Source organism: Treponema socranskii subsp. socranskii VPI DR56BR1116 = ATCC 35536, from assembly GCF_000468115.1.
GTDB lineage: Bacteria > Spirochaetota > Spirochaetia > Treponematales > Treponemataceae > Treponema_D > Treponema_D socranskii.
In genome coordinates this window covers 62,860-87,626 of the sequence record NZ_AVQI01000050.1, presented here as the reverse complement: position 1 = coordinate 87,626, position 24,767 = coordinate 62,860, and the positions used below count along the sequence as shown (strand labels likewise).

23 protein-coding genes and 1 tRNA gene are annotated in these 24,767 nt (G+C 51.2%); 5 read left to right on the top strand and 19 right to left on the bottom strand.

Annotation, left to right across the window (positions count from 1 at the left end; translation table 11 throughout):
• The first annotated feature begins 11 nt into the window (after positions 1-11).
• Complete coding sequence (locus HMPREF0860_RS06675) at positions 12-488, top strand: methylglyoxal synthase (RefSeq protein ID WP_021329523.1); 477 nt, start codon at positions 12-14, stop codon at positions 486-488.
• Positions 489-576: 88 nt separating this feature from the next.
• Here HMPREF0860_RS06675 and HMPREF0860_RS06670 read toward each other — a convergent pair whose 3' ends face one another.
• The 17 genes from HMPREF0860_RS06670 to cysS form a co-directional block, all read right to left on the bottom strand.
• Positions 577-1,599, bottom strand: coding sequence for a sugar kinase (locus HMPREF0860_RS06670; protein ID WP_038080394.1), 1,023 nt, complete (start codon positions 1,597-1,599; stop codon positions 577-579).
• Positions 1,600-1,982: 383 nt separating this feature from the next.
• Positions 1,983-2,183, bottom strand: coding sequence for a hypothetical protein (locus HMPREF0860_RS06665; RefSeq protein ID WP_231364260.1), 201 nt, complete (start codon positions 2,181-2,183; stop codon positions 1,983-1,985).
• 14 nt (positions 2,184-2,197) lie between these two features.
• A complete protein-coding gene (locus tag HMPREF0860_RS06660; RefSeq protein ID WP_156001990.1) occupies positions 2,198-2,404 on the bottom strand; it encodes a hypothetical protein in 207 nt (68 codons plus the stop codon).
• A 451-nt stretch (positions 2,405-2,855) separates the two neighbouring features.
• A tRNA-Ala gene (locus HMPREF0860_RS06650) sits at positions 2,856-2,929 on the bottom strand.
• A 305-nt stretch (positions 2,930-3,234) separates the two neighbouring features.
• Positions 3,235-5,070 carry a phosphoenolpyruvate carboxykinase (GTP) gene (locus tag HMPREF0860_RS06645; protein ID WP_021329488.1) on the bottom strand — a complete coding sequence of 612 codons (1,836 nt, stop codon included), beginning with the start codon at positions 5,068-5,070 and terminating at the stop codon, positions 3,235-3,237.
• A gap of 155 nt (positions 5,071-5,225) precedes the next feature.
• Complete coding sequence (locus HMPREF0860_RS06640) at positions 5,226-5,471, bottom strand: TIGR03905 family TSCPD domain-containing protein (protein WP_021329536.1); 246 nt, start codon at positions 5,469-5,471, stop codon at positions 5,226-5,228.
• A 16-nt stretch (positions 5,472-5,487) separates the two neighbouring features.
• Positions 5,488-6,987 carry an HU family DNA-binding protein gene (locus tag HMPREF0860_RS06635; protein ID WP_021329517.1) on the bottom strand — a complete coding sequence of 500 codons (1,500 nt, stop codon included), beginning with the start codon at positions 6,985-6,987 and terminating at the stop codon, positions 5,488-5,490.
• A complete protein-coding gene (locus tag HMPREF0860_RS06630; RefSeq protein WP_162147000.1) occupies positions 6,977-7,255 on the bottom strand; it encodes an HU family DNA-binding protein in 279 nt (92 codons plus the stop codon). Before HMPREF0860_RS06630 ends, HMPREF0860_RS06635 begins: the two co-directional genes overlap by 11 nt.
• Positions 7,256-7,330: 75 nt before the next feature.
• Complete coding sequence (gene ilvC, locus HMPREF0860_RS06625; protein WP_021329493.1) at positions 7,331-8,818, bottom strand: ketol-acid reductoisomerase; 1,488 nt, start codon at positions 8,816-8,818, stop codon at positions 7,331-7,333.
• Between the two features lie 143 nt (positions 8,819-8,961).
• Positions 8,962-9,693, bottom strand: a complete 732-nt coding sequence (locus HMPREF0860_RS13255) for a hypothetical protein (protein WP_021329467.1) — start codon at positions 9,691-9,693, stop codon at positions 8,962-8,964.
• A gap of 19 nt (positions 9,694-9,712) precedes the next feature.
• Complete coding sequence (locus HMPREF0860_RS06615; protein ID WP_021329428.1) at positions 9,713-10,303, bottom strand: DUF937 domain-containing protein; 591 nt, start codon at positions 10,301-10,303, stop codon at positions 9,713-9,715.
• Between the two features lie 243 nt (positions 10,304-10,546).
• On the bottom strand, positions 10,547-12,685 hold the full coding sequence (locus HMPREF0860_RS06605; protein WP_021329403.1) for a methyl-accepting chemotaxis protein: 2,139 nt from the start codon (positions 12,683-12,685) through the stop codon (positions 10,547-10,549).
• 250 nt (positions 12,686-12,935) lie between these two features.
• Positions 12,936-13,634, bottom strand: a complete 699-nt coding sequence (pyrH, locus tag HMPREF0860_RS06600) for a UMP kinase (protein ID WP_375164337.1) — start codon at positions 13,632-13,634, stop codon at positions 12,936-12,938.
• A 49-nt stretch (positions 13,635-13,683) separates the two neighbouring features.
• Positions 13,684-15,390 carry a transglutaminase domain-containing protein gene (locus HMPREF0860_RS06595; RefSeq protein ID WP_021329515.1) on the bottom strand — a complete coding sequence of 569 codons (1,707 nt, stop codon included), beginning with the start codon at positions 15,388-15,390 and terminating at the stop codon, positions 13,684-13,686.
• Positions 15,387-16,109 carry a zf-HC2 domain-containing protein gene (locus tag HMPREF0860_RS06590; RefSeq protein WP_021329510.1) on the bottom strand — a complete coding sequence of 241 codons (723 nt, stop codon included), beginning with the start codon at positions 16,107-16,109 and terminating at the stop codon, positions 15,387-15,389. The genes HMPREF0860_RS06595 and HMPREF0860_RS06590 overlap by 4 nt, the downstream gene beginning before the upstream one ends.
• The gene (locus HMPREF0860_RS06585; RefSeq protein ID WP_021329506.1) at positions 16,090-16,659 is read right to left on the bottom strand and encodes an RNA polymerase sigma factor; all 570 of its coding nucleotides are present in this window, start codon (positions 16,657-16,659) and stop codon (positions 16,090-16,092) included. Before HMPREF0860_RS06585 ends, HMPREF0860_RS06590 begins: the two co-directional genes overlap by 20 nt.
• Positions 16,660-16,674: 15 nt before the next feature.
• Positions 16,675-18,144: a cysteine--tRNA ligase gene (gene cysS / locus HMPREF0860_RS06580; RefSeq protein ID WP_021329543.1), complete on the bottom strand. Its 1,470-nt coding sequence runs from the start codon at positions 18,142-18,144 to the stop codon at positions 16,675-16,677.
• 49 nt (positions 18,145-18,193) lie between these two features.
• On the opposite strand from cysS, the gene murB reads away from it, so the two are divergent.
• The 4 genes from murB (at position 18,194) to HMPREF0860_RS06560 (ending at position 21,522) form a co-directional block, all read left to right on the top strand.
• Positions 18,194-19,126: a UDP-N-acetylmuramate dehydrogenase gene (murB, locus tag HMPREF0860_RS06575; RefSeq protein ID WP_021329456.1), complete on the top strand. Its 933-nt coding sequence runs from the start codon at positions 18,194-18,196 to the stop codon at positions 19,124-19,126.
• An 83-nt stretch (positions 19,127-19,209) separates the two neighbouring features.
• On the top strand, positions 19,210-20,400 hold the full coding sequence (locus tag HMPREF0860_RS06570) for a Crp/Fnr family transcriptional regulator (RefSeq protein WP_021329401.1): 1,191 nt from the start codon (positions 19,210-19,212) through the stop codon (positions 20,398-20,400).
• Between the two features lie 25 nt (positions 20,401-20,425).
• Positions 20,426-20,968: a hypothetical protein gene (locus tag HMPREF0860_RS06565; RefSeq protein ID WP_021329459.1), complete on the top strand. Its 543-nt coding sequence runs from the start codon at positions 20,426-20,428 to the stop codon at positions 20,966-20,968.
• Positions 20,969-21,021: 53 nt separating this feature from the next.
• Entirely contained in the window at positions 21,022-21,522 is a 501-nt protein-coding gene (locus HMPREF0860_RS06560; protein WP_038080420.1) for a DUF192 domain-containing protein, read from the top strand.
• Positions 21,523-21,689: 167 nt separating this feature from the next.
• On the opposite strand, the gene HMPREF0860_RS06555 is transcribed toward HMPREF0860_RS06560, so the two are convergent.
• Positions 21,690-23,588 carry an FAD-dependent oxidoreductase gene (locus tag HMPREF0860_RS06555; protein ID WP_021329521.1) on the bottom strand — a complete coding sequence of 633 codons (1,899 nt, stop codon included), beginning with the start codon at positions 23,586-23,588 and terminating at the stop codon, positions 21,690-21,692.
• Positions 23,589-23,600: 12 nt separating this feature from the next.
• Positions 23,601-24,767 (bottom strand): tetratricopeptide repeat protein, encoded by a 1,167-nt coding sequence (locus HMPREF0860_RS06550; RefSeq protein WP_021329437.1) that lies wholly within the window; start codon positions 24,765-24,767, stop codon positions 23,601-23,603.

The following is a 24,767-nucleotide window of genomic DNA, read 5'->3' as shown; positions in this document are numbered from 1 at the left end:
AGGAATATCGCATGAAACGGAAATTACGGATCGCGCTTGTAGCGCACGATAACCGAAAAGCCGATATCGTCGACTGGGCGTTAAACAATGCGGAAATGCTTTCACAGCACAGGCTTTTCGGTACGGGGACGACGGGCACGCTCGTGCGGGAATCCTTTATGAAGCGCGGCATCGCCAGCGATATCACGTGCATGCATTCGGGGCCGATGGGCGGGGATGCTGAAATCGCGGCGCTCGTCGTTCGAAAGGAAATCGATTTTGCGGTTTTTTTTATAGACGATTTGAATCCGCAGCCGCACGAAGCCGATATTCAAATGCTTTTGCGCCAGTGCAGGATCCACAATATACCGATCGCGTGCAACCGCTACAGCGCCGATTTAATGATCACGAGTTCGCTGTGGGACGATGCCGGCTATGTGCCGAAAGATCCGATTTACGCGCCGTTTGACAGAAAAGCGTTCGAAGAAAGCCTTAAAGTAAAAGAGTGACGTGCGGATCGGGGCTGCCTTAAAAAGTCGGTTGCTTTTTCGACAGTCCCGCCCCGTTATGTTTTACTCCGGCAAGCGAAGCACGCCGTCAACGATTCACTCTGCCCGACGCATCTCCGCCCATAAGTTTTTCCGCTTCTTCCGCCGAAATGTGATTGAAATCGCCTTCGATCGTCTGTTTTAAACAGCTCGCGGCAACGGCGAAATCTACCGTCTTTTGCGGATCCGATCCCATCAAATTACCGTAGATGAGTCCCGCGCAGAAACTGTCGCCGCCGCCGATTCTGTCTACGATGCGGATGAGATATTCTTTGCTGTAATAATAATTTTTGCCGTCGTAGAGGATGGCTGCCCATTTGTTGTCCGATGCGCCGAGCGACGTGCGGAGCGTGATCGCAACCTGACGCAAGTGAAATCGGTCTGCAAGCTGTTTTGCGACGTCTTCATAGCCTTTTTTATCGAGCTTGCCGCCGGTTATGTCCGTGTTTTTCGCGGCGATGCCGAATACCTTTTCCGCGTCTTCTTCGTTTGCAATGCACACGTCGATATATTCCATGAGTTCGGCCATGACTTTGCCCGCTTTTTCGGAACTCCACAATTTTTTGCGAAAATTCAAATCGCAGCTCACCGTTATGTTTTTCGCTTTCGCTTTTTTGCACGCTTCGAGACAGATTGCCGCGACATTGTCTCCGAGCGCAGGCGTTATACCGGTAAAATGAAACCATGTTACATCGGCGAATATCGCCTCCCAATCGAAGTCCTCGGACGATGCCGTTTGAAAAGAAGAACCCGCCCTGTCGTAGATGACGAGGGAACCGCGCTGACTTGCGCCCTTTTCCGCGTAATAGATACCGAGCCGCTTTCCGCCTCGCGCGATCGATTTTGTGTCGACGCCGAATTTGCGCAGTTCGTTGAGCGCCGCGTCTCCCATCTCGTGCGCGGGAAGCTTTGTGACGAACGAAACCGGTATGCCGAAATTTGCCAAAGAAACTGCAACGTTCGCTTCCGCCCCTCCGTATACGACGTCGAATTTATCCGCCTGCACGAAGCGTTTGTAGCCTTCCGGCGCGAGGCGCAGCATGATTTCTCCGAACGTGATTACCTGGGCCATAAAATCTTCCAAAATTGATACGGGTGTTGCAGGTATTTGACTGACACTAAAGTAAAATTCATTCAAACAAACCTTTTAATGCTTCATTTTTTAGTGCTACTGCCATTTTGTACTTCTGTTTCTACTATACTGTAATGTACGGAATTTGTACACACAAATTATCAGATAAAAGAATTATTGTGTTTTTTATTCCTAAATCAGTTCCATTATATCTAAATAACAAGAAAGCTAAACAAAAATTTATAATAACGACACCAATAAAAGTCGGTAAGATTTTATTTTTCATCTTTCTTACCCCCAGGGTCTATATAGCGTACCGGGTTATTGGCCCCATAGGCATAAATTTTTTTGCGGAGAATAATAATTTTTCGTAACGCAACAGCTCATTTCCGCTCCGAAGACTTATCCATAGCAGAAAGCGTTATTTTCCGATATGCATCTTTTTTGTCATTCGGGTGAGGTTCAAGACCGATTATCGTGATGTCGGATTTGTTCGGATCATATACCCAGAAAATTCTTCCGGCGGCAGGTTTGTTATTTTCAAGATACGATTCCCAAAAGTCTTTCATTTCAGGAATTCCCATTCGCATATTAAACATCAGATAATATCCTCATAGGCAGATAAGTCGATCGGCTCGGAAACAAGTCCTTTGTTGAAATTTTCCATGCTTGAATCCATCATTTTGAGGGTATTTTCGGAAACTTGGAACGGCTTTGTGAGTTCACGAGGTTCAAGGAGAATTCTGCCGTCTCCGAATTCTTCAATCAAAATATAACTCTGCTTGTAAAAAAAAGCAAGCCTCAACACTTGTGCTATATTCCTTGCAAAAACTACAGAAGTTTTGTGAAAAATAAATTATTTATATGTTTTATAGCACCATTTCACAATATTGTTCTATAAGTTTAGCTTCGTGCTCTAAAAATAAATTGATATCTTTAGACTCTAAAAGAATAAGAGTTGCATTTTGAAAAGCATTACATTTTGCGTAAAGAATGTTATTTTCCTTTTTTTGCCGTATCACTTTTGAAAATAACATTGTATAAGACATATAAATGCCAACAAACAGAAAAAATAATGAATACAAAAAACTTATCCTTACATGAGATTTTTTTCTCTTGAAATCAAAATCAACACAAATCCCATTATAGACATAAAAAAGCAAAAGAATACAATAACACTACTCCGGTAGTCGGTTCTTTACAAATTTACAGTTGAATTTATTATCAGTAGAATAACAGTTAGTTTTCTATTTTTTTGGAGATGATCGGACTTGAACCGACTACCTCTTGCATGCCATGCAAGCGCTCTAGCCAGGTGAGCTACACCCCCGTATTCGTTTACTATAACAAAATTTCGGCCGCACTGTCAAGAATGCGGCGCACAGTGAATACAACCGAACCTGATCAATGCTTGACACGGTAAGCGTACGCACATTCCGGCACGATCACAGGCATTTTACGGGACTGCCGAAAACTCGCGTATCAACCTGTGCGCCGCTCGAAACTTCGCGCTGTCGCGCTCGTTGCGAAGCACGCGCACTAATGCGGCATTTTCGAAAGTTGATACTTCCTGCAATGCCGCATTTTAAGGAACGCTTTTTAGACAGCCCCGTTCCATTCTTACATTCAACCGTATTATTTATTCAGCCGTTTTTCCAAATCGTCGAGACATTCGCTCAGCTCTTTCGGCAAATGCTTTCCGAATTTGGGATAGTGGTTTTCGCGGATGTCTTTGATTTCCTTTTTCCAGCCGTCAACATCGACAGACGTAAGCGAGGCCATATTTTTCTTATACTCGTCGCTCAATCCCGTCGTATCGATTGCGCCTTCTTTCGGCATATAGCCGATCGCGGTATCGATATAGTTGTCTTTGCCGTCACAGCGGTCGAATACCCACGCGAGGACGCGGCTGTTTTCACCGTAGCCCGGCCACATAAAGTTACCGTCGCCGTCTTTGCGGAACCAGTTTACGTAGAAAATTTTCGGCAGTTTATCTTCGGTCGATTTGTGACCGATGTCGATCCAATGTCCGAAATAATCGCCCATATTGTATCCGCAGAACGGAAGCATCGCAAAGGGGTCTCGGCGCACTTGTCCGACCTGATCGGAGATGACGGCGGCCGTTACTTCCGAGCCGACGATAGAACCGAGGAAAACGCCGTGGTTCCAGTTTCTCGCCTGGTGTACGAGAGGAATCGTTGAAGGTCTGCGTCCGCCGAACAGGAACGCGCTGATGGGCACGCCGTTCGGATCTTCCCAATTCGACGCGATACACGGGCACTGATGTGCGGGCGCGGTAAAGCGTGCGTTCGGGTGCGCGACGCACTGTTCTTTGTCTTTCGGCGTTTTGTCGTTTTCCGGGCAGGGGCGTTTGTTGCCGTGCCAGTCGACGATCTCTTTACCTTCCGGTTTGTAACCGATGCCTTCCCACCAAACGTCTCCGTCTTCGGTCAGGCCGCAGTTCGTAAAGATCGTATTCTTTTCCGCCGCGCGCATCGCGTTGTAGTTCGATTCGTCCGACGTTCCCGGCGCGACGCCGAAGAATCCGTTTTCGGGGTTGATCGCGTACAAGCGGCCGTCTTTGCCGAATTTCATCCACGCGATATCGTCTCCGACCGTTTCGACTTTCCAGCCGGGCAGCGTCGGGCGCAGCATCGCGAGATTCGTTTTGCCGCAAGCGGACGGGAACGCGCCGGTAATGTATTTTACTTCGCCCTTCGGGTTCGTCAATTTCAAGATGAGCATGTGCTCTGCAAGCCAGCCTTCATCGCGCGCAAGCACCGTCGCGATGCGAAGCGCAAAGCACTTTTTACCGAGCAAAGCGTTTCCGCCGTAACCCGAACCGTACGACCAAATCGTGCGTTCTTCGGGGAACTGCGAAATGTATTTGTGCTCCATGTCGGCGCAGGGCCAAATGCCGTTGTCCTTTTCGCCGTTGTTGAGCGGTTTTCCGACCGAATGCATACACGGGATCCATTCTCCGTCCGTGCCGATATTGTCGAGGACTTTCGTGCCGACTCTCGTCATAATGTCCATATTGCACACGACGTATGCGCTGTCGGTGATTTCGATACCGTTTTTACCGATCGCCGAACCGACCGGCCCCATGCTGAACGGAATGACGTACATGGTACGGCCGTGCATACAGCCCTTGTACAGCGCTTTCATCGTCTTTTTGAGTTCTTCGGGATCTATCCAGTGATTCGTCGGACCCGCATCATCTTCTTTTTTCGACGCGATAAAAGTACGCGCTTCGACGCGTGCGACGTCGGATGGAAGCGAGCGGAAAAGATAGCTGTGCGGTTTTTTCTTGAGTGCCGTCGCGAGCCCCGCATCGACGAGCTCTTTCATAAGCCTGTCGTACTCTTCTTTCGAACCGTCGCAGATATAGACGCTGTCCGGTTCGCACCATTTAACCCATTCTTCAACCCACGCTTTGATTTTAGCGTTTTTCAAATCTTTTATTTCCATAAAGAACTCCTATACATACCTGTATTACGGCTGCGGTGATTTCATAGCGGTTTTGTAAACAATATAGCGCATTTCCCGGCTTTTGACAATGAGCAATCCGAATGTCGAGCGCCGCTCTCGGCAATTTCGCCGCACCCATGAAAATCGATTTTTTACTATTCGCTCAGCACCGCTTTTGCCAGCTGATCGGCACAGCTCGTCTTTTTAAATCCGCACGTATTGCCGGCAAGTTTCGCCGCAATCTCTTCGGCGGTCATGCCGTCGCAGAGTTTTGCAACGGCTTTTAAATTGCCGCTGCAGCCGCCGGTAAATACGATATCCGTGATACGTCCGTCGTCCCCTTTTGTAAAGCGGATAGTGCGGGCGCATGTCCCCTGTGTTTTAAACGTTATTTCTTTCATAGTATCATGTCGAATGCTACCGAGCGGCGTTTTTAATTTGTTCCCGTGCCGTGCTCACGTCTTCGACATTGAAGCGAATCGCGTACTTGTCGATAAAGCCGCTGTACAGCGACTCTCCGCAGATGAGCGAAATGACCGCGTGCTCTTTGCGTATGGCGGCCGCTCTGCCGCGGGGATTTGCCGCAATGAGCGAACGGTACGAATCGTACACGTCGATCACGGAAAGTTCTATGTCGCGCCGGTCGATCGCTCTGTCGGGTTTAGACGGCACGACCAGTTCGCGCGCAGCCCCCGGATTGTCGGGATCGGGATAGCGCAGCATATTCGCACTGAAAATATACGGCCACAGGTTTCGCTCCCCGTACTCCGCTTGCGCAAGGGCGGCGTAGAGATTGTCGTCGGCAGCAATCCGCAACGATACTGTCCGTATTTCCGGCGCCGCTTCCGTGACAACGGTTTTCGGTTCGGCGACGACGGTTTTTGGCATCTCACGCACGGACTTTGCCGCCGCTTTCGGAGTACGGTGCGTAAGCACGTATGCGAGTGCACCGATCATCAAAGCGGTAAGAACTACCGCAACGCCGGCAAAAAACCAGCAGCGGCTGATATAGCGCTGGCTTCCCTCTTCATAATCGTCACCGTCGTAATCGGTATCGTATACGTTATCTTCGGTTTCCGGCAATTCGCCGGCATGCCGATTTTGAATCACGTGCTGCTGCACGATCTGCTGTTCGATAATTTGCTGCTGTATGACCGCATGGCGCACCGTCTGATTTTCGACCGCCGCTTTGCCGTCGATTTCCCCGCTCCGCTTCCGCTGCGTTTCCGCATCGTAAACGGGCGAAACGGAACAGTGCGACATATCCGCCGTTTGCACATAGTGGTCGGGTGCCGCATACGGCGCAGACTGGGGTGCATAGGGATCGGGCGCCGCATGATGCGTAAACTGCGGCGCATAGCGAATATTTTCCGAAGCGGCGGAAGGCGGCGCTTCGGATGAAAAATCGAAACGGGGCTCATCCGTCTGACCTTGATCGATATCGGGATCGTCAATTTCGTCAAAAGCATCGCGCAGCGCTTCGGTCGCGGGATCGATCGGCGTTTCATCCGGCTCAGGCTTCGCTTCTTCTTCGACGGGCGCTTCTTCGATCACTTCTGGCTGCAAGTGTTCGTACGGTTTATTGACGCGCTTGGCAAGCGCCGACACCGGAACGAATTTTATTTTATAGTACCCGGGCGTAAAAATCGTTTCACCGGTAACCCTATCCGTGCGCTCCTTTTCGTCGACGAGCATCCGATCGAAAGTACCGAAGCCGAGCAGTTTAAACGAGCCGTTGTCAAGGATATCGCGCCGCACTGTATCGAAAAACGAATTTATCACTTGCTTGATTTTATTGTCGTCGAGCGATTTGTCCGAGAGGCGTCGATTCACACGTTCGGCAAGCACGGAAAGCGTTACCGATTCCGTCGAGGACGCTTGCATCGATTTTTCGCGAGGCGTATTTTTATTCGGCATTGAGCGTATCCTTTAAAATTTTTGCCGGCTTAAAACGTACGGTGCGCTTTTCCGGATAACGCATTTTTTGTTTCGTAAACGGATTACGCGAGATCTTTCCCTTATTGAGGTGGGTGTCGAAAACGCCGAATCCGGGCTGCGTATACTTGCCGCCGTTTTCCAAAACCGTGTATATCTCTTCGAGCATCGCCGAAACGATTTCGCCGCATGTTCTCTTATCGAGTTCGACCGCTGCGCTGATCGCTTTTATCAAATCCGAACGTATCATAATAATTATTATAGCATAAAACGAGAAAAAAGCCAGAGCCATATCGCGGTACGCGCGGCACCGCGCACAGGCGCATTATTCGGCGAGCGGCTTCATCGACGTCATATACGCGCGGAGGCGGCTTCCGACTTTTTCGATCGGGTGATTGCGGATCTCTGCGTTGACGGCGACGAGTTCCGTGTTGTTCACCGAATTGCAGGCATCGTTCAGCCCCTTGCCGATCACGTCGATGCCGACGGAAGGCATGAATTCCTTTTCGAGGAAAGGAACGGCAGCGTTCGCAAAGAGGGCACAGCCGTATTCTGCGGTGTCTGAGATGACGCGGTTCATTTCGTAGAGCTTTTTTCGGTCGATGAGGTTTGCGATGAGCGGCACTTCGTGCAAAGATTCGTAATACGCGCTTTCCGGCATGATGCCCGCTTCGACCATCGTTTCGAACGCGAGTTCGCAGCCGCACTTTACCATAGCGACGAGCAAAACGCCCTTATCGAAATACTCCTGTTCGGAAATCGCATCACCCGATTCTTCGGTCGTCTCAAACGGCAGGCGCCCTGTTGCCTCTCTCCACGCAAGCAGATCGCGGTCGCCGTTGTCCCAATCCTTCATCATCGTCCTGCTGTACGCACCGCTGATGATATCGTCCATGTGTTTGCGGTAAAGCGGCGTCAACAATGTTTTCAGCCGCTTCGAAAGTTCGTTCGCTTTGATCTTTGCAGGATTCGACAGGCGATCCATCATATTCGTAATGCCGCCCCACTTGAGCGCTTCCGAAATATAATTCCATCCGTGCTGCAGAAATTTCACCGCATAGCCGGGCGCGATGCCGTTCGCCGTCATTTTATTCCAACACACGATAGTGCCCGCTTGCAGCATACCGCACAAAATCGTCTGTTCGCCCATCAAATCGGATTTCACTTCGGCGACGAAAGACGATTCGAGAACGCCGGCTTTGCTGCCGCCCATAGCGACGGCGAGCGCTTTCGCTTCCGCCCAGCCGCGGCCTGCGGGGTCGTTTTCGGGATGCACGGCAATGAGATCGGGCACGCCGAAACCGCGCTGGAATTCGTGCCACACTTCCGTGCCCGGCCCCTTCGGCGCACACATGATAACGGTATCCTCTTTCGGAATCTGCATGCCTTCTTCGACGATATTGAATCCGTGCGAATACCAAATCGTAACGCCTTTACGTGCATATTTTAAAACTTCGGTGATAACCGGCGTGTGCTGTTTGTCGGGCGTCAGGTTTCCGATCACGTCGGCGGGGGGAATCATTTCGGCATAAGTGCCGACTTTAAAACCGTTTTCGACCGCATTTTTCCAGCTCTGCCGCTTTCCCGACACGGCGCTTTCACGGAGTGCATACGCGACGTCGAGACCGCTCGCGCGCAGGCACAAACCCTGATTCAAACCCTGAGCGCCGCAGCCGACGATGACGATCTTTTTGCCTTTGAGCGCTTTTACTCCGTCATCGAATTCGTCTTTCGCCATGGAACGGCAATGACCGAGCTGCAAGCGCGCTTCACGCCACGGAATCGAATTAAAATAATTTTTTCGTTCACCCATACAATCACCTCTGCGATACATCGCTGTTACATACTTTTCAAGGAGCGTCTTTTGCCGCCCACTCAAACGGGTACAGTATAGAAGAATAGGCGCCGTGCGTAAAGCTGCAAAAATTCGATTTTCGGCCGACAAACGGCGTATCGCTATGCCGCGTCTTTTTCTTTCGGCGTCTGCTTTATTTTTTCGATCAAGGCGGCGTCGCGCTTTTCGCAGATTTTGCACAGCGTCTCACGTCCCGCATCGATCGCTTCCTGTACGCTCCCCGCGGTAAGCTCTTCCGTTCTGCTCAACGCCGCGCAGTCTTCGTGCGTATGAAAGCGTTTGCCGTGCGGCGTCCAATACACTTGCTGCGTACCCGCCGCCTGCGCGTAGGATTCCGCCGACACGGGATCGAAGTCGTAACTTGCAAGACCTCCGATGATGAGCAGGATCGCCGCCGCTGCTATGCCGACCGCTTTCGTGCGTTTGTCCGTATCTTTATTCAAAAGCAAAAGGACGATAAACGGAACAAAAGCCGCCGCACACGCGATGACGCCCATATTGTTCCACAGCCAAAACTTCAGCGCATTCGCTTCCGACGCAGGTGCGATGCGGTTCGCCTTTTTCCAAAATTGAGCTCCCGCGACGACGAAAATAAAATCGATGACGAGCAAAACGATTCCCGCGACAAGCGGAGAAAGATTTGCAAAAAACGGGATGACGATCTTTTCCGTCATCGCGCACAACGCGAGCACTTCAAATGCGATCGCAAAAATCCACAGTACGACTGCGGCGAGTCGAAGCGGCAGCGCGCTTCCCGATTGTCCGCCTGCATTCGGTGCCGCCCGCACCGTTTTTCCCGTCGAAGCCGATACAATCCTGTGTTTTACCGCCATATATACTCCCGTAAATTATTTATTTTAATAATCCCTTGAGCAAATTGCCTGCGAGCTTCGCAGTATCGGACGTTCCGGATTTTTTTGCCGTTCCTTGCGTTTTCGCACCCGATGTGCTCAAAAGACTTCCAAGTACATTGCCGACGTTTACGTTTTTCATAACGCCGCCGATCAGCGTCGAAAGCGCGGCGCTCGACGTATCGGTTCCGGCGCTTTTTCCGAGCAAGCTCATCAAAAGAGGAGCTGCCGCCGCAAGAATGCTCGATACGGTACCGGCATCGGTGCCCGCCGTCTTTGCGATAGACTTCGTCGTAGAAGCTGCGCTCGATCCGAGTAAATGCTTGATGATCTTTGCGCCGTCGTCCAAATCGACGTTTTTCATAAAGGTGCCGAGATTCGCCGTACTTACGCCCGCGTGCTCGGCGAGCGCGGACGCAAAGCTCTTTGCCGATGCTTTATCGGCCGCTTGTTTGCCCGCTCCTTTTAAGAGTGCGGGCACGGCTTCGGCGAGAACCGTGCTGACCGTGCCGGTGTCGGCATCGCACGCTTTGCCGATATTCGAAACGCTCGATGAGCCCAACAATGTCGTCAGTATCGATGATGCGTCCATATTTTCCTCCGTGAATAAATTTCCGTGTGCATACGCTGCAATGTACGCGAAAACGGCAGCGCATCGGGCAATACCCGACCGGCTCTTTCGCACAAATGCGTATCGTCGAAAATTATACCGCGCCGATTATCCCCCCGACAGCGCACGCAGGCGCCCGAAGAGAATGCACAACAAAATAACTGCCGGCTGCAAAAGCAGGCGAAAAGCGTGCGGATATGCCGATGCGGCGCGGTAATTCGGCGCTTATATCTTAAACTTTCCGACTTCAACCGCCAAATTGTCGATGCTTTGTTTATTTTTTCGCGTCAGCGTGTTTACTTCCTGAACGGCTTTATTGATTTCCACTGCCCCCGACGCCATTTCATTCATACTGTCGGTGATGATGCGCGTCAAATCGTCAAGTTTGCGCATTTCCCGTGCAACGCCTTCGCCGCCTTTGAGCATCTCTTCGGAACCCGTTTGTACTTCCATCGTTACCGCGTTGATGTTTTTAATTGCGCTGAGCACTTCTTTACTGCCGTTTTCCTGTTCTTTCATGGCTTCCGTGAGGCGGGCACTCATTTCTTTTACCTGTTCGGCCAAATTAAAGATCGCATTGAATTTTTCTTCGACGGTTTTGGAAGATGTCGAAAGCGTTTCGATTTCTCCCGAGAGCGTTTTCAATGTTGACGTTATCGCTTTTCCCTGCGTCGCTGAATCTTCGGCAAGTTTACGGATTTCGTCGGCGACGACGGCAAAGCCTTTTCCCGCTTCGCCCGCGTGTGCCGCTTCAATCGCAGCGTTCATGGCGAGTAAGTTCGTTTGGCTTGCGATATGCTGAATGACGCTCGACGCTTCCATGAGCGAACCCGATTCTTCGGTGATTTTTTGCGTTACGTCGTTCGATGTTACGAGCGTTCCCTTGCCTTCGCTGGTTGCGGATGCAAGATTTTTTATGGCTTCGTCGGTTCTGTCAAGGGTTTTTCCGATCGCCGCGATGTTTGCCACCATTTCTTCTACCGACGCGGAAGACTGCGTGACGCTTGCCGCCTGTGCTTCGATGTTGTTGTTGAGCTGTCTGATCGTACGGATAATCTCTTCGATTGTCGCTGCGGTTTCGGTAACGCTTGTGCTTTGCGTCAGCGCCTGCTGTTTAACGCCGTCGATGTTCGCGCTGATTTCGTGAACGGCGCTTGCGGTTTCGGTCATATTCGACGCGAGGTCGTTTCCGATATCGGTCATCGTGTTGCTGTTTGTATCGACGGTTCGTATCGACGCGCCGATTTTTTCGATCGTTTCGTTAAAGTATTCGCATACGTCCGTCACTTCATCGTTACCGCTGATCGGCAAGCGCACGGTCAAATCTCCTTCACCCTGTGCGATATCTTTCAAAGCGTTTGCCGCGAGCCGAACGGGTTTAACCATTTGCGTAGCGATAAAATAAATAATACCGAATACCGTAATTAAAATGAATATGCCGATGATAAGCATCGAACGGCTCAACGCATTTACTTCCCCCATAAATTCTTCATACGGAGCGTTGATAATGACCGTCCAGTCGGCGGTACGAAGCTTTGCAGCTGCCGCGACTTTTGAAACGCCTTTGTATGTATACGAACCTATGAGGGGTTCCGTCGAAGCTACGGCTTTGGATTCAAATGCTCCGATGGAAACCATTGTAGGATCCGTTTTTGCCTCTTCGGAAGCGTTGGACATTCTCGTTACAAGTTCGGCATCCTGGTCGGCGATGGAAGTTCCCGTCGAACCGATAATATAGCAGTTCCCCGTTTGCCCGATGACGATATCTTTAATATTATCCCGCAGTTGGAGACCGGAAATGTCGGCGGACAAAACCGCGCAGATGTCTTCATTTTCGTTATAGATCGGAACGGCGAGCGTAACGACAAGCGTATGATTTGCCCGTTCGATATACGGTTCGGAAATAAAATTTTTCCCCGAAAGCGCGGTTTGGAACCATACTCTGTCGGCAACTTGGACGGTGCCGCCGTCATAGTAAAACGTTCCCTGAGGATTGGTTATATCGAGTTCGACGATGGAAGCGTTTTGTGCCGCTTCTTTTTTTAATAAGGCGACTCGTTCCGCATATGAGTAAGAAGATTTGTACAGCGAAGGCATACGCGCTATGCCTTCGAGAAATTGGAAAAGTGCGTTTATTCTGCCGTCGATGATTTCAGCCGTATCGGTAGCTTTGTCGATGAGATGCGCTTCGACTTTTTCGATGACTGCTTTACGTGCGGTACGAATCGCGAGCACACTCTCGATAAGTATCGCTGCGGCGATTAGGCCGCCGAAAATAATAATTAATTTTTTACGGATTGAAAACAGTTTTTTTCCGGTCGCATCGTTTATTTGTGTTTTATGGGCTGTGGCGTTATTTTCCATAATTCAGCAAGGCTCCTTTTGTGTATCTGTTGGAATACCCCTTCACTCTATTCTTATAGTATATGTGTTTTATCGAATTACGTCCACTGTGCAAACGTATCGTGCAAACGTATTGTGCACGGAAATCAGGTTTTATGGAGCACGGGTAATAAATCATACGGATTCATAAGAGTGCGGTGCGTCTGCAACCGCAGCGCGACAGTACCCGTCACGCTCGCGTTCGACTGCGTCGTGCCGCACGTTCTCCGTCTCAGCCTGTAATCTTCGTTCCGACAAAATTTTTGCCGTCGAGGATATTTTTTATGTTTGCGATGTTTTTCCCCGACGCGCAGATCACCGTCAGGGAAAGAGAAGCGGCTTTTTTGCTTGCAATCGGATCGAAGGGTACGTTTTTTCCGGGTATCCACGTATCGCCGACGATTTTGCGGAAATCTTTCCAGCAGATCGTATCGATCGGCTTTGCATCGGGATTGGAGCGCGGATCGTCCGTGTACACTTTTTCTATATTTGAAAGATTGACGACCGTGTCCGCGCCGAATTTTTCAGCGAGCAATACGGCGTCGTTATCCGTCGAAAAACCCGGCTTCCATCCCGACGCGACGAGAATTTTTCCGGTGAATGAAATATCCGCCGTCGGATCGGAGACGACGCCGTCACGGCAGAGGTCACCGCAGCAGGCTTTTAAAAGCTCCGCATTGAGCCGCGTCGCCATGATGCCGATCCAATCTGCCGCATCGTCCTGCGTTTTTCCGCCCGATTTTCCGAGTACGTCTCGATAGGCGGTTTGATAAATGCGTGCGGGAGCACCTCCTCCCGAAACGAAGATGAGGCGGCGTCCTTGTTCCGCGTCGAGCCACGCACGTGCCGTTGCGATAAAGTTGTTTAGGAATTCGACATCCGGTTTGTCGGGAGCGATGATCGATCCGCCGACGGAAAGAATTTTCGTTATCATAGCGCTATTATAAAACCAATCGATTGCAAACGCAAGCTGTGTGATTTTAATATACGCCGAGGATCGCGGGATCTGCCCAAAACGAACTGTATTGGACGGTACCCTGCGAGGATTCTTCCCAGACGGATTGAAGTGCGTAACCGCGCGGATGCTGTACGGTTTTCGTGTTGCCCGCGGCGGGTTTCAAATCGTTGATGCCGCGAGTAAACGTGATGTGCTGCGAATCGAGATTGCCGAAATAATAATTTCGCGCGTCTCCCGTTTCACTCCAACCTTCGTACGAAAGTCCGGCTCCGAGGGAGGGATCGGCGGGAATCCATCCGATGCCGTGCAGGTAGAATTCGCACCACCAGTGATTGCGCGTATGCAGATCGCGGTCGACGAGTACGCCGCAGTCTGCAAGCGCGGGAATGCCTGTAGCTCGAAGCAGCGCGGTGTAGAGCAGGGCGAAACAATAGGCGTCGCCTCGCTTGTTTTTTATGAGATTGAGGGGCGATTCGGGTTTTGAGGCGGCATCGCGCAATTTGTAATTGTCGAGCATATAAGAATAGATGAGCTTCGCTTTGAGATAGGGGTTCGTCTCTTTTCCGACAATCGCTGCGGCAAGGTTCGTAACGGCTCTGTCATCCGACGGAATAAATTTATCCGCGCGCGTTGCCGCCGCATAGAGCGCTTTGTTCATATCCGTATACGGCCGTATGTATTTCGGCTGGACGGCGCTTTTGACTTCGTATACCGAAATGACGAAATTTTGTGAAAAGCGCCGTTTTGCCGGAGACGGGCCTTTAGTCGCCTGCAGCTGATGGACGATCGTATTTTGATAATCGGCGATTGCGGGCTCGGGTTCGCATTCGGTGAGTTCCGCAAAGGGTTGGGCTGCGGTGAGTACCGGCCGCGGAAAGTAAAACCTGATCGTCGCCGGCTGTTTTGTTTCGACGTTGTTTATATCGGCTGCGAGCTGCGCGATATACGTGCGCTGCATGCCGTACGCTTTCGAACCTGCGCGCGAATCGATAAGAATTTTTTGCGGAGCGGAACGGCCGGCCGGCGTTTCGATATACAGTGTTCCCGAAGCTGCTCCGTCGGGAACGCGCACGCGGATTTCGGTGTCGCTCCAAAATTCGTAATCGAAATCGCTTTTGCTCGCGGGGATATGTAATGTGCCGGCCGTTCCGGTTTCGTATGAAAGCGCGCTGCGGTTCAGCGGCGTTTCCCGTTCCGTCGTAAAATACACGTCCGCCGTATCGTGCGTATTGCCGAAATTTTTTCCGAATATGACGATGAGGTCGCCGACTGCGGGAGAAGCGTTTGAAACCGATGCAATAAACGGAACGGCGGTTTGCGCTTTCGGGCGGACGGCGACGGGGATCTCCCGCTCGTTTGTAAAAAAAGACGGCTCGGATCGGCTCGTTTTCGTTCCGATAAAGACGAGTCCGTCACCGACGTTCGCGGGTAACACGACTTTGATCTCCGTGTCGGTCCACGAGATATACGAGCTTGCAGTGAGTTTGCTGCCTGCGAATTCGACATAGCCTTCATTTTTGATGCTGCCGAAATGTTTTCCTTTAATGACGACGAGATCGCCCGGAGCGCCGATGGGAGGGTCGAGCTTTTCGATGACGGGTTTTCGCCTCATCCGCATTGTGATTATTAAAACGATGCAGCATACGAACGCGATAAGTGCCGCGGCGCACATCGTCCGAAACAGCGGCGACTTTCTGAATGAATAGCTGAATTGTCCGGATGAAATCACTTGAGCGAACTCACAAGCTGTCCGTTTGCAAAATCTATGTCGGCAGTCGGCGGAACGAAACCGATTTCAGGTATGCCGATTTTAATTGCCAGCGTGTTGCCGTTCGCAAAGTCGGGGCGGAAAAGATCGACGTCTTCGAGCTGCCGCTCTACCGACCGCGATACATCGAAACGGGTGCCGTCGAATGCGCCGAAAGATGCATCGAAAGCCGTGTGGTATTCCGCATTTGTACCGTATGTTTCATCCGCCCGAGACGGCACGAATGCGTGCGGCTGTTCGATATTGCCGTTGATGACGACGTTATTTTTTGCAAGCTCGACGCTTGTGCTTCGTGAAATCGGATTGATCGCGGCGGTCTGCACCGCACCCGGCGAGCGGAGAATGCGTACGGGTATGATAAGCGCAAAAACCGCGGCCGCCGCCGCTGCGGAAAGGGCGTATCGGAAATTGTGAGCGGGAAAGCGGTACACGCGTTTTGTCGTTTTACTGTAGCTCAGCCGCGCTTGGAGACGTTCCCAGCTTTTGCCGAGAGAAGCTTCATCCAATGTCATAGCGGCCGCATCCGTTCCCAGCGCGGCGCTTGCGGCACGAAGAGATGCAAGCTTGGCCGCGCACTTCGGGCACGATTTGATGTGCGCTTCGTACAACGCGACGTATGTTTCGGGAAGTTCGTTATCGAGATACACCGAATGGATATCGTTACTGGGGCAGGTAGACATCGTCTTCTCCTAATAATTTCGACAGCTGTTCGCGTGCGCGAAACACACGGACCTTTACGTTTCCTTCCGTAATGCCGAGCGTTTTTCCGATTTCTTTATAATTCAAATCTCCGTATTCGCGCAAGATCAAAACTTCGCGGAGCTTTTCCGGAAGCTGTGCGAGGGCTTCACGCGCTTTTTTTGCGGCTTCCGCTTTCAGCACGTCGGTTTCGCCCGACGGCGCCGTCCGATGATCTTCGTACAGCGCTTTTTGATACGCTTTCCGTTCACGGCCTTTCCGCTTGATGTAGTTGAGCGATGCGTTTTTTACGACGCGGATGAGCCAATACTTCGCATCGTTGAGCGACGGAAAGACAAGCTCTTTTTCGTTCGCTTTGATGAGCGAATCGTGTGCCAAATCTTCCGCCGCTTCTTCGTCGGAGACAACCCTGTACGAAATGCGGAACAAAAGCTGCATCGTCGCGTCGTATATCGTTTTAAAATCTGCAGGATTGCCCGCATTGAGCGGATGAGACGATCCCGATTGATTTTCCTCTACCGTAGTAAACACGATAACTCCAAAAAGTTACGGCTGTTTCGCCGTCCGCTTCCACACCGGCCCCTCCGGCGTATCGGTGATGACGATGCCGCGGGATGCCAGATCGCCTCTGATTTTATCGGCTTTTGCGAAATCCTTCGCTTTTTTTGCCGCCGTCCGTTCCGCAACGAGGGCATCGATTTCGGCCGCTTCCGCGTCTCCTTCGTGCGTTTTGATAACCGCGGCGGACTCGAGCTTTGCCGCTTCCGCTTCGATTTTGAGCGCGAGCACGCCGTCCATCGTTTTGATGAGCGAAAGCGCTTCTTCCGCTTTCAGTTCCGTGTCTTTTACCGCAAGGTGCAGCGCACTCATCGCCTGAGGAGTTGCAAGATCGTTTTCGAGCGCGGCTTTAAAAGAATCGATATAACCTTGTGCTTTTTTTCCGAGCGAAGAAGAGGCTTTTCCGTGAGATGCTTCGATAATCTGCGCGGCGCGTTTTACGAGCGCTTTCCGCGCGTTTTTTGCGCTTTCCATCGCATCCCAGCTGAAAAACACTTGGCTTCGGTACTGAGCGCCGAGCAAAAAATAGCGGTAGTCGAGCGCGTCGTAGCCCTTATCGGCGAGCGTTTGAAGACGCAGAAAATTCCCTGCGGACTTCGACATTTTGTCTCCGTCTCCGGACGCGTCGCTTTTGACGACGAGGAATTCGTTGTGCAGCCAATAGTTAACCCATTTTTTGCCGGTTGCGCCTTCCGACTGGGCGATTTCATTCGTGTGGTGGATCGGGATATGGTCGATACCGCCGGTGTGAATGTCGAAATGATCGCCGAGGTATTTCATGCTCATCGCCGAGCACTCGATGTGCCAGCCGGGATAGCCTTTTCCCCAGGGGCTTTCCCACGACAGCGCCTGATTTTCAAATTTCGATTTTGTAAACCACAATACAAAATCATAGGGATTGCGTTTGTTTTCATCGACGCCGACTCTCGCTCCGGCTTTTTGATCGTCGAGGCGGAGGTTTGCGAGCTTCCCGTAATCGGCATACGTGGACACGTCGTAATAGAGGTTTCCGCCGGACATATAGGTATGACCGTTCGCTTCGATACGCTTTATCAATTCGATCATATCGGAAACGTGATCGGTCGCTTTGCACACGACGTCGGGACGGCGGATATTGAGCGCATCCAAATCTTTAAAAAACGCATCCGTATAAAACTGCGCGACTTCGAGCACCGATTGATGGCGTTCTTTCGCAGTCTTGACGATTTTATCTTCACCCGAATCGTCATCGCCCGTAAGGTGCCCGATATCGGTGATGTTCATGACATGCTTTTTATCGTAGCCGAGGTAGGAAAGCGTGCGGTCGAGTATGTCGAGAAATACGTATGCGCGCAGGTTTCCGATGTGTGCATAATTATACACCGTCGGACCGCAGCCGTAAAAACCGACGAAGCCCGGCGTAATCGGCACGAAATCCTGCATTTCCCGTCCCATCGTATTGAATACCCGTAATCCCATAAGCAATCCCTATCGAAAAGTATAGACGTTTTCAGTATACTGTAGCGTGATGACAAGCATACGCGAAACGGCTGAAAAATTCAATACGGACGATTTTAAAGGCCGCATTCTCTTTTCCGAAACGATGGCAAATCACACGACTTTCCGCATCGGAGGGCCGGCGCCTCTTTTTATAGAACCCTTCGATGTTTCGTCTCTCCGCTTTACGCTTTCGGTTCTAAAGGCCGATGCCGTGCCGTATTTCGTACTCGGCGGCGGAAGCAATATCGTCGTATCGGACAAAGGCTTTGAAGGTGTCGTCGTTTCTATGAGCGCACTCTGCGATATCGAAGCCGCAGACGAATGTGTCGCGTGCGGAGCGGGCGCTTCTGTTTCGTCCGTCGTTTCGTTTTGTACGGAGCATGCTCTCTCGGGGATCGAAACGTTTGCGGGGCTTCCCGGAAGCATGGGCGGCGCGGTATATATGAACGCAAGATGTTTCGACGTATCCGTAAGCGATATCCTCTCCGAAGTCCGCTATATCGATTGCGAAACGCTCGAAGAAAAAACCTACCGCTTTTCCGCCTCCGATTGGGATTATAAAATATCGCCCTTTCAAAATACGCCTCGAATCGTTACGCGCGCGGTTTTTAAAACGAAAAAGCTTTCCGAAGACAAAAAAAACGAAATAGCCGAGCGCTGCAGAGCTTACGCCGCAGAGCGAAGCGCAAAGGGGCATTTTAAATTTCCGAGCGCGGGAAGCGTGTTCAAAAACAACCGCGCATTCGGAAAGCCGTCGGGAAAAATCATCGACGAAGCGGGATTGAAGGGGATGCGCTCCGGCGGCGCGCAGATTGCTCCGTGGCACGGAAACTTTATCGTCAACACCGGAGGCGCGACGGCGAAAGACGTGCACGATCTCGTAGATCGCATCGTCGAAACCGTGCGGCAAAAGACGGGATTTACGCTCGAATGTGAAATATTATTTTGCGGAATACGGTAAAGATAAGTTGAATTTATGCCGATTTTAAAGATTGACAAACAAGGCAGTGGAATTTATACTTATAAAACAGAGGGCGAATCGAATTGCTGCAATTATCATTTGTAAATTTTAGAAAAGGATCTTACCTCGTCGTTGAAGGGAAGGCAGAAAGCGATCGCTTCTTTATCATTCAAAGCGGCAATGTCCGCTGTTTTAAAGCGACCGATGCGCCCGGCGGCCCGATCAAACTTCTCGGACCGGGAGACTTCGTCGGCGTTATCCCGTGTATGTCGGGGCATTCCCAAATCGAAACCGTTATCGCCATCACCGACGTCACCGGTATTTCCGTCCGCCGCGATCAATACCCCGAACTCATCATGCGCAATACGCCCGTCGCCATGAAGATTATCCGCACCTTTGCAAACGGTATGCGCTCCATGAACGAAACGCTGACAAAGTTGACGCTCAACAACGTCGTCGCCGATACGCCCGAACACATATTCGACGTCGCCGATTATTACGACAAAGCGGGTTTTTCGGATATCGCGGTATACGCCTATTATCAATATCTCAAAGCCTGTCCGCGCGGTCTCAATGCGGGGCGCGCAAAAGAGCGTTTTATCGTACTCAAAGAGCGCACGCATGCGGTGTATTTCGAATCGACGCCCGACCTTATGCGCGTCTATCCGAAAAGCACGATGATATTTTCCGAAAGCCAAAACGGCCCGGACATGTTTATCATCCAGGAAGGACAGGTGAAGATTTCGAAAGTCGTCGACGGCAACGAAGTAACCCTTGCGATGCTGAAAAAAGGCGATATGTTCGGCGAAATGGCGCTGCTCGAAAACAAGCCGCGATCGGCGAGCGCGATCGCGCACGAACCGTGCAAACTCATGGCGGTAAACCGGCAAAACTTCGATTTGATGGTCGCAACCCAGCCCCAGCTCATCTCGCGCTTGACGACGATGCTCGCCGACCGCTTGTGGTCGATGTACCGCCAAATCGACAATGCGAACCTGCACGATCCGCTGCACAAGCTTATCGATATCCTCGCGCTGCAAGTTGAAAAAACGAAAATCAATCTTTCTCAGCAAAACGTCCAGTATCAAACGGATTTGACGCCCTATGATTTGGCGAATATGTGCGGACTCCCGAAAGAGCAGCAAGCCGAAAGTCTCATCCGATTGCAGTCCGATTCTCATGTCCGCTTTATCAACGGGAAAATCCTCGTGCCCGACTGCCGCGAACTCGTCAAACAGGCGGCATTTTACCGCAAGCAAAACAACAACGCGTAACAGGGCGCGTGATGCGGAGTTTTCTATGAAAAAAACGATCGCAGCTGCGTTGTTCTTTTTCACCGCGCTTTTTGTTCTTGTCGCGCAAAACGCACTTCCCCTCGGCTACGGCGGCATTCGGCTCGGCATGACGCTCGACGAAGTAAAAGAACGCTTGAAAAAAAACGGCGAATTCGGCTATCACGGAGAGCGGGACGTGTCGCTGCTTCCCGGTGAAAACCGCGTGCTCATAGAAACCGACGCAAAAGCGAGAGGCGTTTCATCGTTTCTCGACCGGTGCTATTTTCAATTTTACAAGGGCCGCCTCTATATTATGATCATCAATGTCGATCGGGAACGCATGGATCACTACAGTATTTTCAGCGCTCTGTGCAAAAAATACGGAAACCCGACCTCTCTGTCGCCCGAAAAATCGGAGTGGAAATCGGATACCGTGACGATGAGCCTCGAGCGGCCGCTTGCGATCAAATACGTCGACACGAAAGTCTTCGACGAATTGAACGCCGCATCCCTCGTTCCGCTTTCCGCCGCCGAAATGACGCGCGAACTGTTTTTGGACTCGCTGTGACGAACGATATGCAAAGCCCTTTGCACGGTACGAAGGAAAGGGAAGAATTATCGATGAAAAAATTAATAATCTGTAAAATTATCGAAAAAACGGCCGTCCTAAAAAGCGGCGCACTTACCTTGATTTTTGTGCTGACAACGCTCTTTTTTATATCATGTACGAAAAAATTACCTGCGCAAACTCTCACGCTTAAAAGAGCAGACGGCAGCACGGTAAGCGTCCGCGCGGAAATGGCGCGTACCCCTGCCCAGCAGAGCCGGGGTCTTATGAATCGTAAGAACATCCCCGATGGCACGGGAATGCTTTTCGTGTTCGACAAAGACGAGCGGCTTAGATTTTGGATGAAAGATACGCCGCATCCGCTTTCGATCGCGTACATCGATTCGCGCGGTCGCATCCGCGACATATACGACATGACGCCGTTCAGCCTCGCACCCGTCGAGAGTTCCGTGAGTGTGCGTTATGCACTCGAAGTACCCCAAGGCTGGTTCGATCGCGTCAATATAAAAGTCGGCGACACGCTCGCCCTTGATTTCGACACGCGCGCGCAGTAGTTCGGCAGCACAGGACGCGAAATGTAAACATCTGCGGCACGCCGGCGGCACACCGTGCGCGAAATGCAGGCGCCGGCAAGTACGCGGACGCTTTGTCGGCCTCGCGCACTTGCACTGATGCGTGCGGCTTTTCGAAGCGCGCACATCCGCAGCTTAAGTTGCATCTCCTATAATTCTTTTACGTATGCCGCCATAGTGCGTCCCGCGAGCGTTCCCGAGCTGAGCGAAATGCCGAATGCGGAACCTTCATTATCGTAATACGGTGCGGTAAACGCGCTTCCCGCGTCGATACCCGCGGCATAGAGTCCGGGAATCGGCTTATTGTTCGCGTCGAGCGCACGGAGACTGTCGTCAACTTTTACACCTCCAAGCGTACACCACGCGCTCGTTTCATATTCGAAAACGTAAAACGGTCCCTTCGATACGGGCGTGAGGAATACCGGATTTTTATAAAAATCTTCGTCCTTGCCCGTCGCGCACAATGCATTGTAGCGGGCTACCGTTTTTGCGAGAGCGGTGAGAGCGAAATGAGAGGCCGCTTCTTCTATCGTATCCGCTTTATACGCCCAACCCTGTTCGATCGCTTCGGCAAGCTGAGAGGGTGCTTCCGTCAATATTTTGATATGGGCTGCCGATGCCGGCGCTTCCGCCGACAGATTGCGTTCGCCCGCAATCCAGCTTTGCGGTTTTCCGAGCGTTTCGAAAATTCCCTTCGTGCATACGGATTTGTAATATGCGTCGTCCATTACTGCGTAATATTTTCCTTCCCTGAGTGCCGACTGCGCGCCGCTTAAAGGTTTATTTGCCATGACGTCTTCGCTGAAAAAACGGTTGCCGTCGGAATTGACGATGAGACCGCCGTAAATGCCGAAACGTAAATTTTGATTACATTTTATCGTCCATTGTCCCGCCTTTTTATTTGCGGCGGAAAATTCATTGGCGACGATACCCCAGTTGCGGTCTTCAACTCCGCCCGCATCCAATATCATCGCAATACCGTCACCGGTCGAAAGCGTATTGCCCAGTGGATTTACCGTTATGTTGCCGAATTTTTTCCGAATAAATTCTTCGCTGCCCAAATATCCGCCGGTCGCGACAAGAACGGCTTTCGCGTTGACGATGACTTTCGTGCCGTCCGATTTTTCCGCTTCGATACCGATCACGTGCCCGTCTTTTACGATGAGCTTTTTCCCTGCCGTTTCAAATAAAAAGTTTCCGCCCTTCGATTCGATTTTTTCCCGGAGAAAGCGCATTCTGTCGGCACCTTTCTGTTTGATACCGTGCCGGGCGCGGAAACCGATTCCGTACGCATCTCTGCGGAGGTAAATATCCAAACCGAGATCCTGCATCATATCGATCGTTTCCCCCGATACGGCAAGGCATTTATGCAGCAGCGACGAATTGATCGTGCTGTTTGCGAAATCGTTCATGTGCGTATACAACTTTTCAAGCGTAAGATTTTCGCCTTCCGTTTTTTGAATGCGAGTACCGACAGCGATGGGCCCGCCCGCGACCGCTCCGTTGCTCACCGCGACGCTTGCGCCTTTTTCCAAAACGATGACGTTTGCACCCGCTTCGGACGCGGTGATTCCGGCAGTGAGACCGGCCGCTCCCGCTCCGACGATCACGATATCGGCGGAATACGTTTCGGATTTTGCAGCTGACGCATTGCGCGCACTTTTTTTCAGCGCGTCGGGATTCGCGCCGGCTTGCGTTACACAGTCGGCAAGTGCTGCGAGCAGTGCCTTCGATGAAATCGTCGCACCCGCGACGGCATCGACGGTAAGCGTTTGCTCATCGATAACTTTTTTCGCAATTTTTTCAATCGCGACATCTCCCAAGCCGGCCGTTTCCGCGCTTTCAAGGACGTTGATTTCTTTGATGCGCGAATCGGTAAATAAAACGCGGATTTTGATATCCCCGTTTCTGCCGGCGGCGGTCGCGGTATAATCGCCCGCTTTGAACGCGATCTTCGGTTTTCCGCATGAAAAAAATACCGCTGTGATCGCAGCGATACCCAGTACCGTAAATCTTCGTACGATACGCCCGATAAAATCCGTGTGCATAAAAACTCCTGTTTACGTATTTCCGTTTTCCGCTTTTTCCAATTTCAATAATTCCGACGCCGCGATTTTATCGTCGGGGGCGATTTCGAGCGCCGCCGCAAAATACCGTTTCGCTTTTTCGCCATCGTTTTCTTTCAGCGCGACGAATCCCAAATTCGATATGATTTTCGTGTTTTCGGGATCGAGCGAGAGAGCGCGCGAAAGATAGCGTTTTGCTCCCGCAAGATCGTTTTGTTCCATGCGGCAGATCGCAAGTTCGTTGTACGTATCGCAGTTCGTCTCTCCTCCGGGGCACGCAAGCGATTCCAAAAACGCCTGTTCCGCGTTTTCGTAACGTCCGAGTCTGCGAAGTCCCCAGCCGAGCATAAACCACGCATTCCACACTTTTTGATTCGTTTTGATAAATCGTTTGATTTCTTCGAGTCCTTTTTCTTCCTGTCCCGACGAAATCAAATCGTAGGCTGCTTTGAAGTGGGTGTCGTCCATGTTTTGATTGCGGATATTATCGACGATCTCCTGTGCGCGCTCTTTTTTATATATACCGTTTTCGCCGAGAGAAGCATCCGGCACGTCACAGGTGAGCGCGATGTAGGTTTCAAAGCAGTCTTTCGCTTCTCGGTATGCGTACTGTTTGAGGTAAAAAAATCCCGCGTTGAAAAACGCATCGGGGATCGCGGGTTCGGCATCCATCGCCGCTTTGTAATAGCCGAGTGCATCGTTGTCGTACGCATCGGCATCTTCGTTCAATCCCGAACGGCGATATGAATTTGCGCGTTCGTCGAAAAAGAGCGCCGTATTGAGCACGGTCGTCATATCGTCGGGATCGAGTCCGCGCAGCGCGGAAAACATTTCTTCTGCGATATCGTAGTCTTCGTTTTTCGCTTTTAAGATCGCCCCTTCGGAAAGCTCCCTTTTGATGTTCGGACGCGCTTTTTGCAGCAGTGCGCGGTAATAGTCCGTGTGTTCGTTGTGTTTGTCGTAAGCGAGCACGGTGAGGATACCTGCGAGGATCTGCTCCTGCGTCAATTCTTCGGCATTGAAGGTGCCGGGCGCGTCTCCGGCTTTTTTTTGCACCGGCAGCGGAATCTCCGGATCGATTCTCATTGCATTTCGGGACAACGAAAAGCCTTCGGGAAGTTTGATGTAATAGATCGTGTCGAGCGGATTTGACGGATTCAT

Bases quoted from the DNA above. Each gene is read 5' to 3' on its own strand.
- HMPREF0860_RS06615 (WP_021329428.1), bottom strand. From the start codon at position 10,303: ATGGACGCATCATCGATACTGACGACATTGTTGGGCTCATCGAGCGTT.
- HMPREF0860_RS13255 (WP_021329467.1), bottom strand. From the start codon at position 9,693: ATGGCGGTAAAACACAGGATTGTATCGGCTTCGACGGGAAAAACGGTG.
- HMPREF0860_RS06635 (WP_021329517.1), bottom strand. From the start codon at position 6,987: ATGCCGAATAAAAATACGCCTCGCGAAAAATCGATGCAAGCGTCCTCG.
- HMPREF0860_RS06675 (WP_021329523.1), top strand. From the start codon at position 12: ATGAAACGGAAATTACGGATCGCGCTTGTAGCGCACGATAACCGAAAA.
- HMPREF0860_RS06555 (WP_021329521.1), bottom strand. From the start codon at position 23,588: ATGCACACGGATTTTATCGGGCGTATCGTACGAAGATTTACGGTACTG.
- HMPREF0860_RS06640 (WP_021329536.1), bottom strand. From the start codon at position 5,471: ATGAAAGAAATAACGTTTAAAACACAGGGGACATGCGCCCGCACTATC.
- HMPREF0860_RS06670 (WP_038080394.1), bottom strand. From the start codon at position 1,599: ATGGCCCAGGTAATCACGTTCGGAGAAATCATGCTGCGCCTCGCGCCG.
- murB (WP_021329456.1), top strand. From the start codon at position 18,194: ATGACAAGCATACGCGAAACGGCTGAAAAATTCAATACGGACGATTTT.
- ilvC (WP_021329493.1), bottom strand. From the start codon at position 8,818: ATGGGTGAACGAAAAAATTATTTTAATTCGATTCCGTGGCGTGAAGCG.
- cysS (WP_021329543.1), bottom strand. From the start codon at position 18,144: ATGGGATTACGGGTATTCAATACGATGGGACGGGAAATGCAGGATTTC.
- HMPREF0860_RS06565 (WP_021329459.1), top strand. From the start codon at position 20,426: ATGAAAAAAACGATCGCAGCTGCGTTGTTCTTTTTCACCGCGCTTTTT.
- HMPREF0860_RS06665 (WP_231364260.1), bottom strand. From the start codon at position 2,183: ATGGGAATTCCTGAAATGAAAGACTTTTGGGAATCGTATCTTGAAAAT.
- HMPREF0860_RS06645 (WP_021329488.1), bottom strand. From the start codon at position 5,070: ATGGAAATAAAAGATTTGAAAAACGCTAAAATCAAAGCGTGGGTTGAA.
- HMPREF0860_RS06590 (WP_021329510.1), bottom strand. From the start codon at position 16,109: ATGTCTACCTGCCCCAGTAACGATATCCATTCGGTGTATCTCGATAAC.
- HMPREF0860_RS06605 (WP_021329403.1), bottom strand. From the start codon at position 12,685: ATGGAAAATAACGCCACAGCCCATAAAACACAAATAAACGATGCGACC.
- HMPREF0860_RS06560 (WP_038080420.1), top strand. From the start codon at position 21,022: ATGAAAAAATTAATAATCTGTAAAATTATCGAAAAAACGGCCGTCCTA.
- HMPREF0860_RS06630 (WP_162147000.1), bottom strand. From the start codon at position 7,255: ATGATACGTTCGGATTTGATAAAAGCGATCAGCGCAGCGGTCGAACTC.
- HMPREF0860_RS06550 (WP_021329437.1), bottom strand. From the start codon at position 24,767: ATGAATCCGTCAAATCCGCTCGACACGATCTATTACATCAAACTTCCC.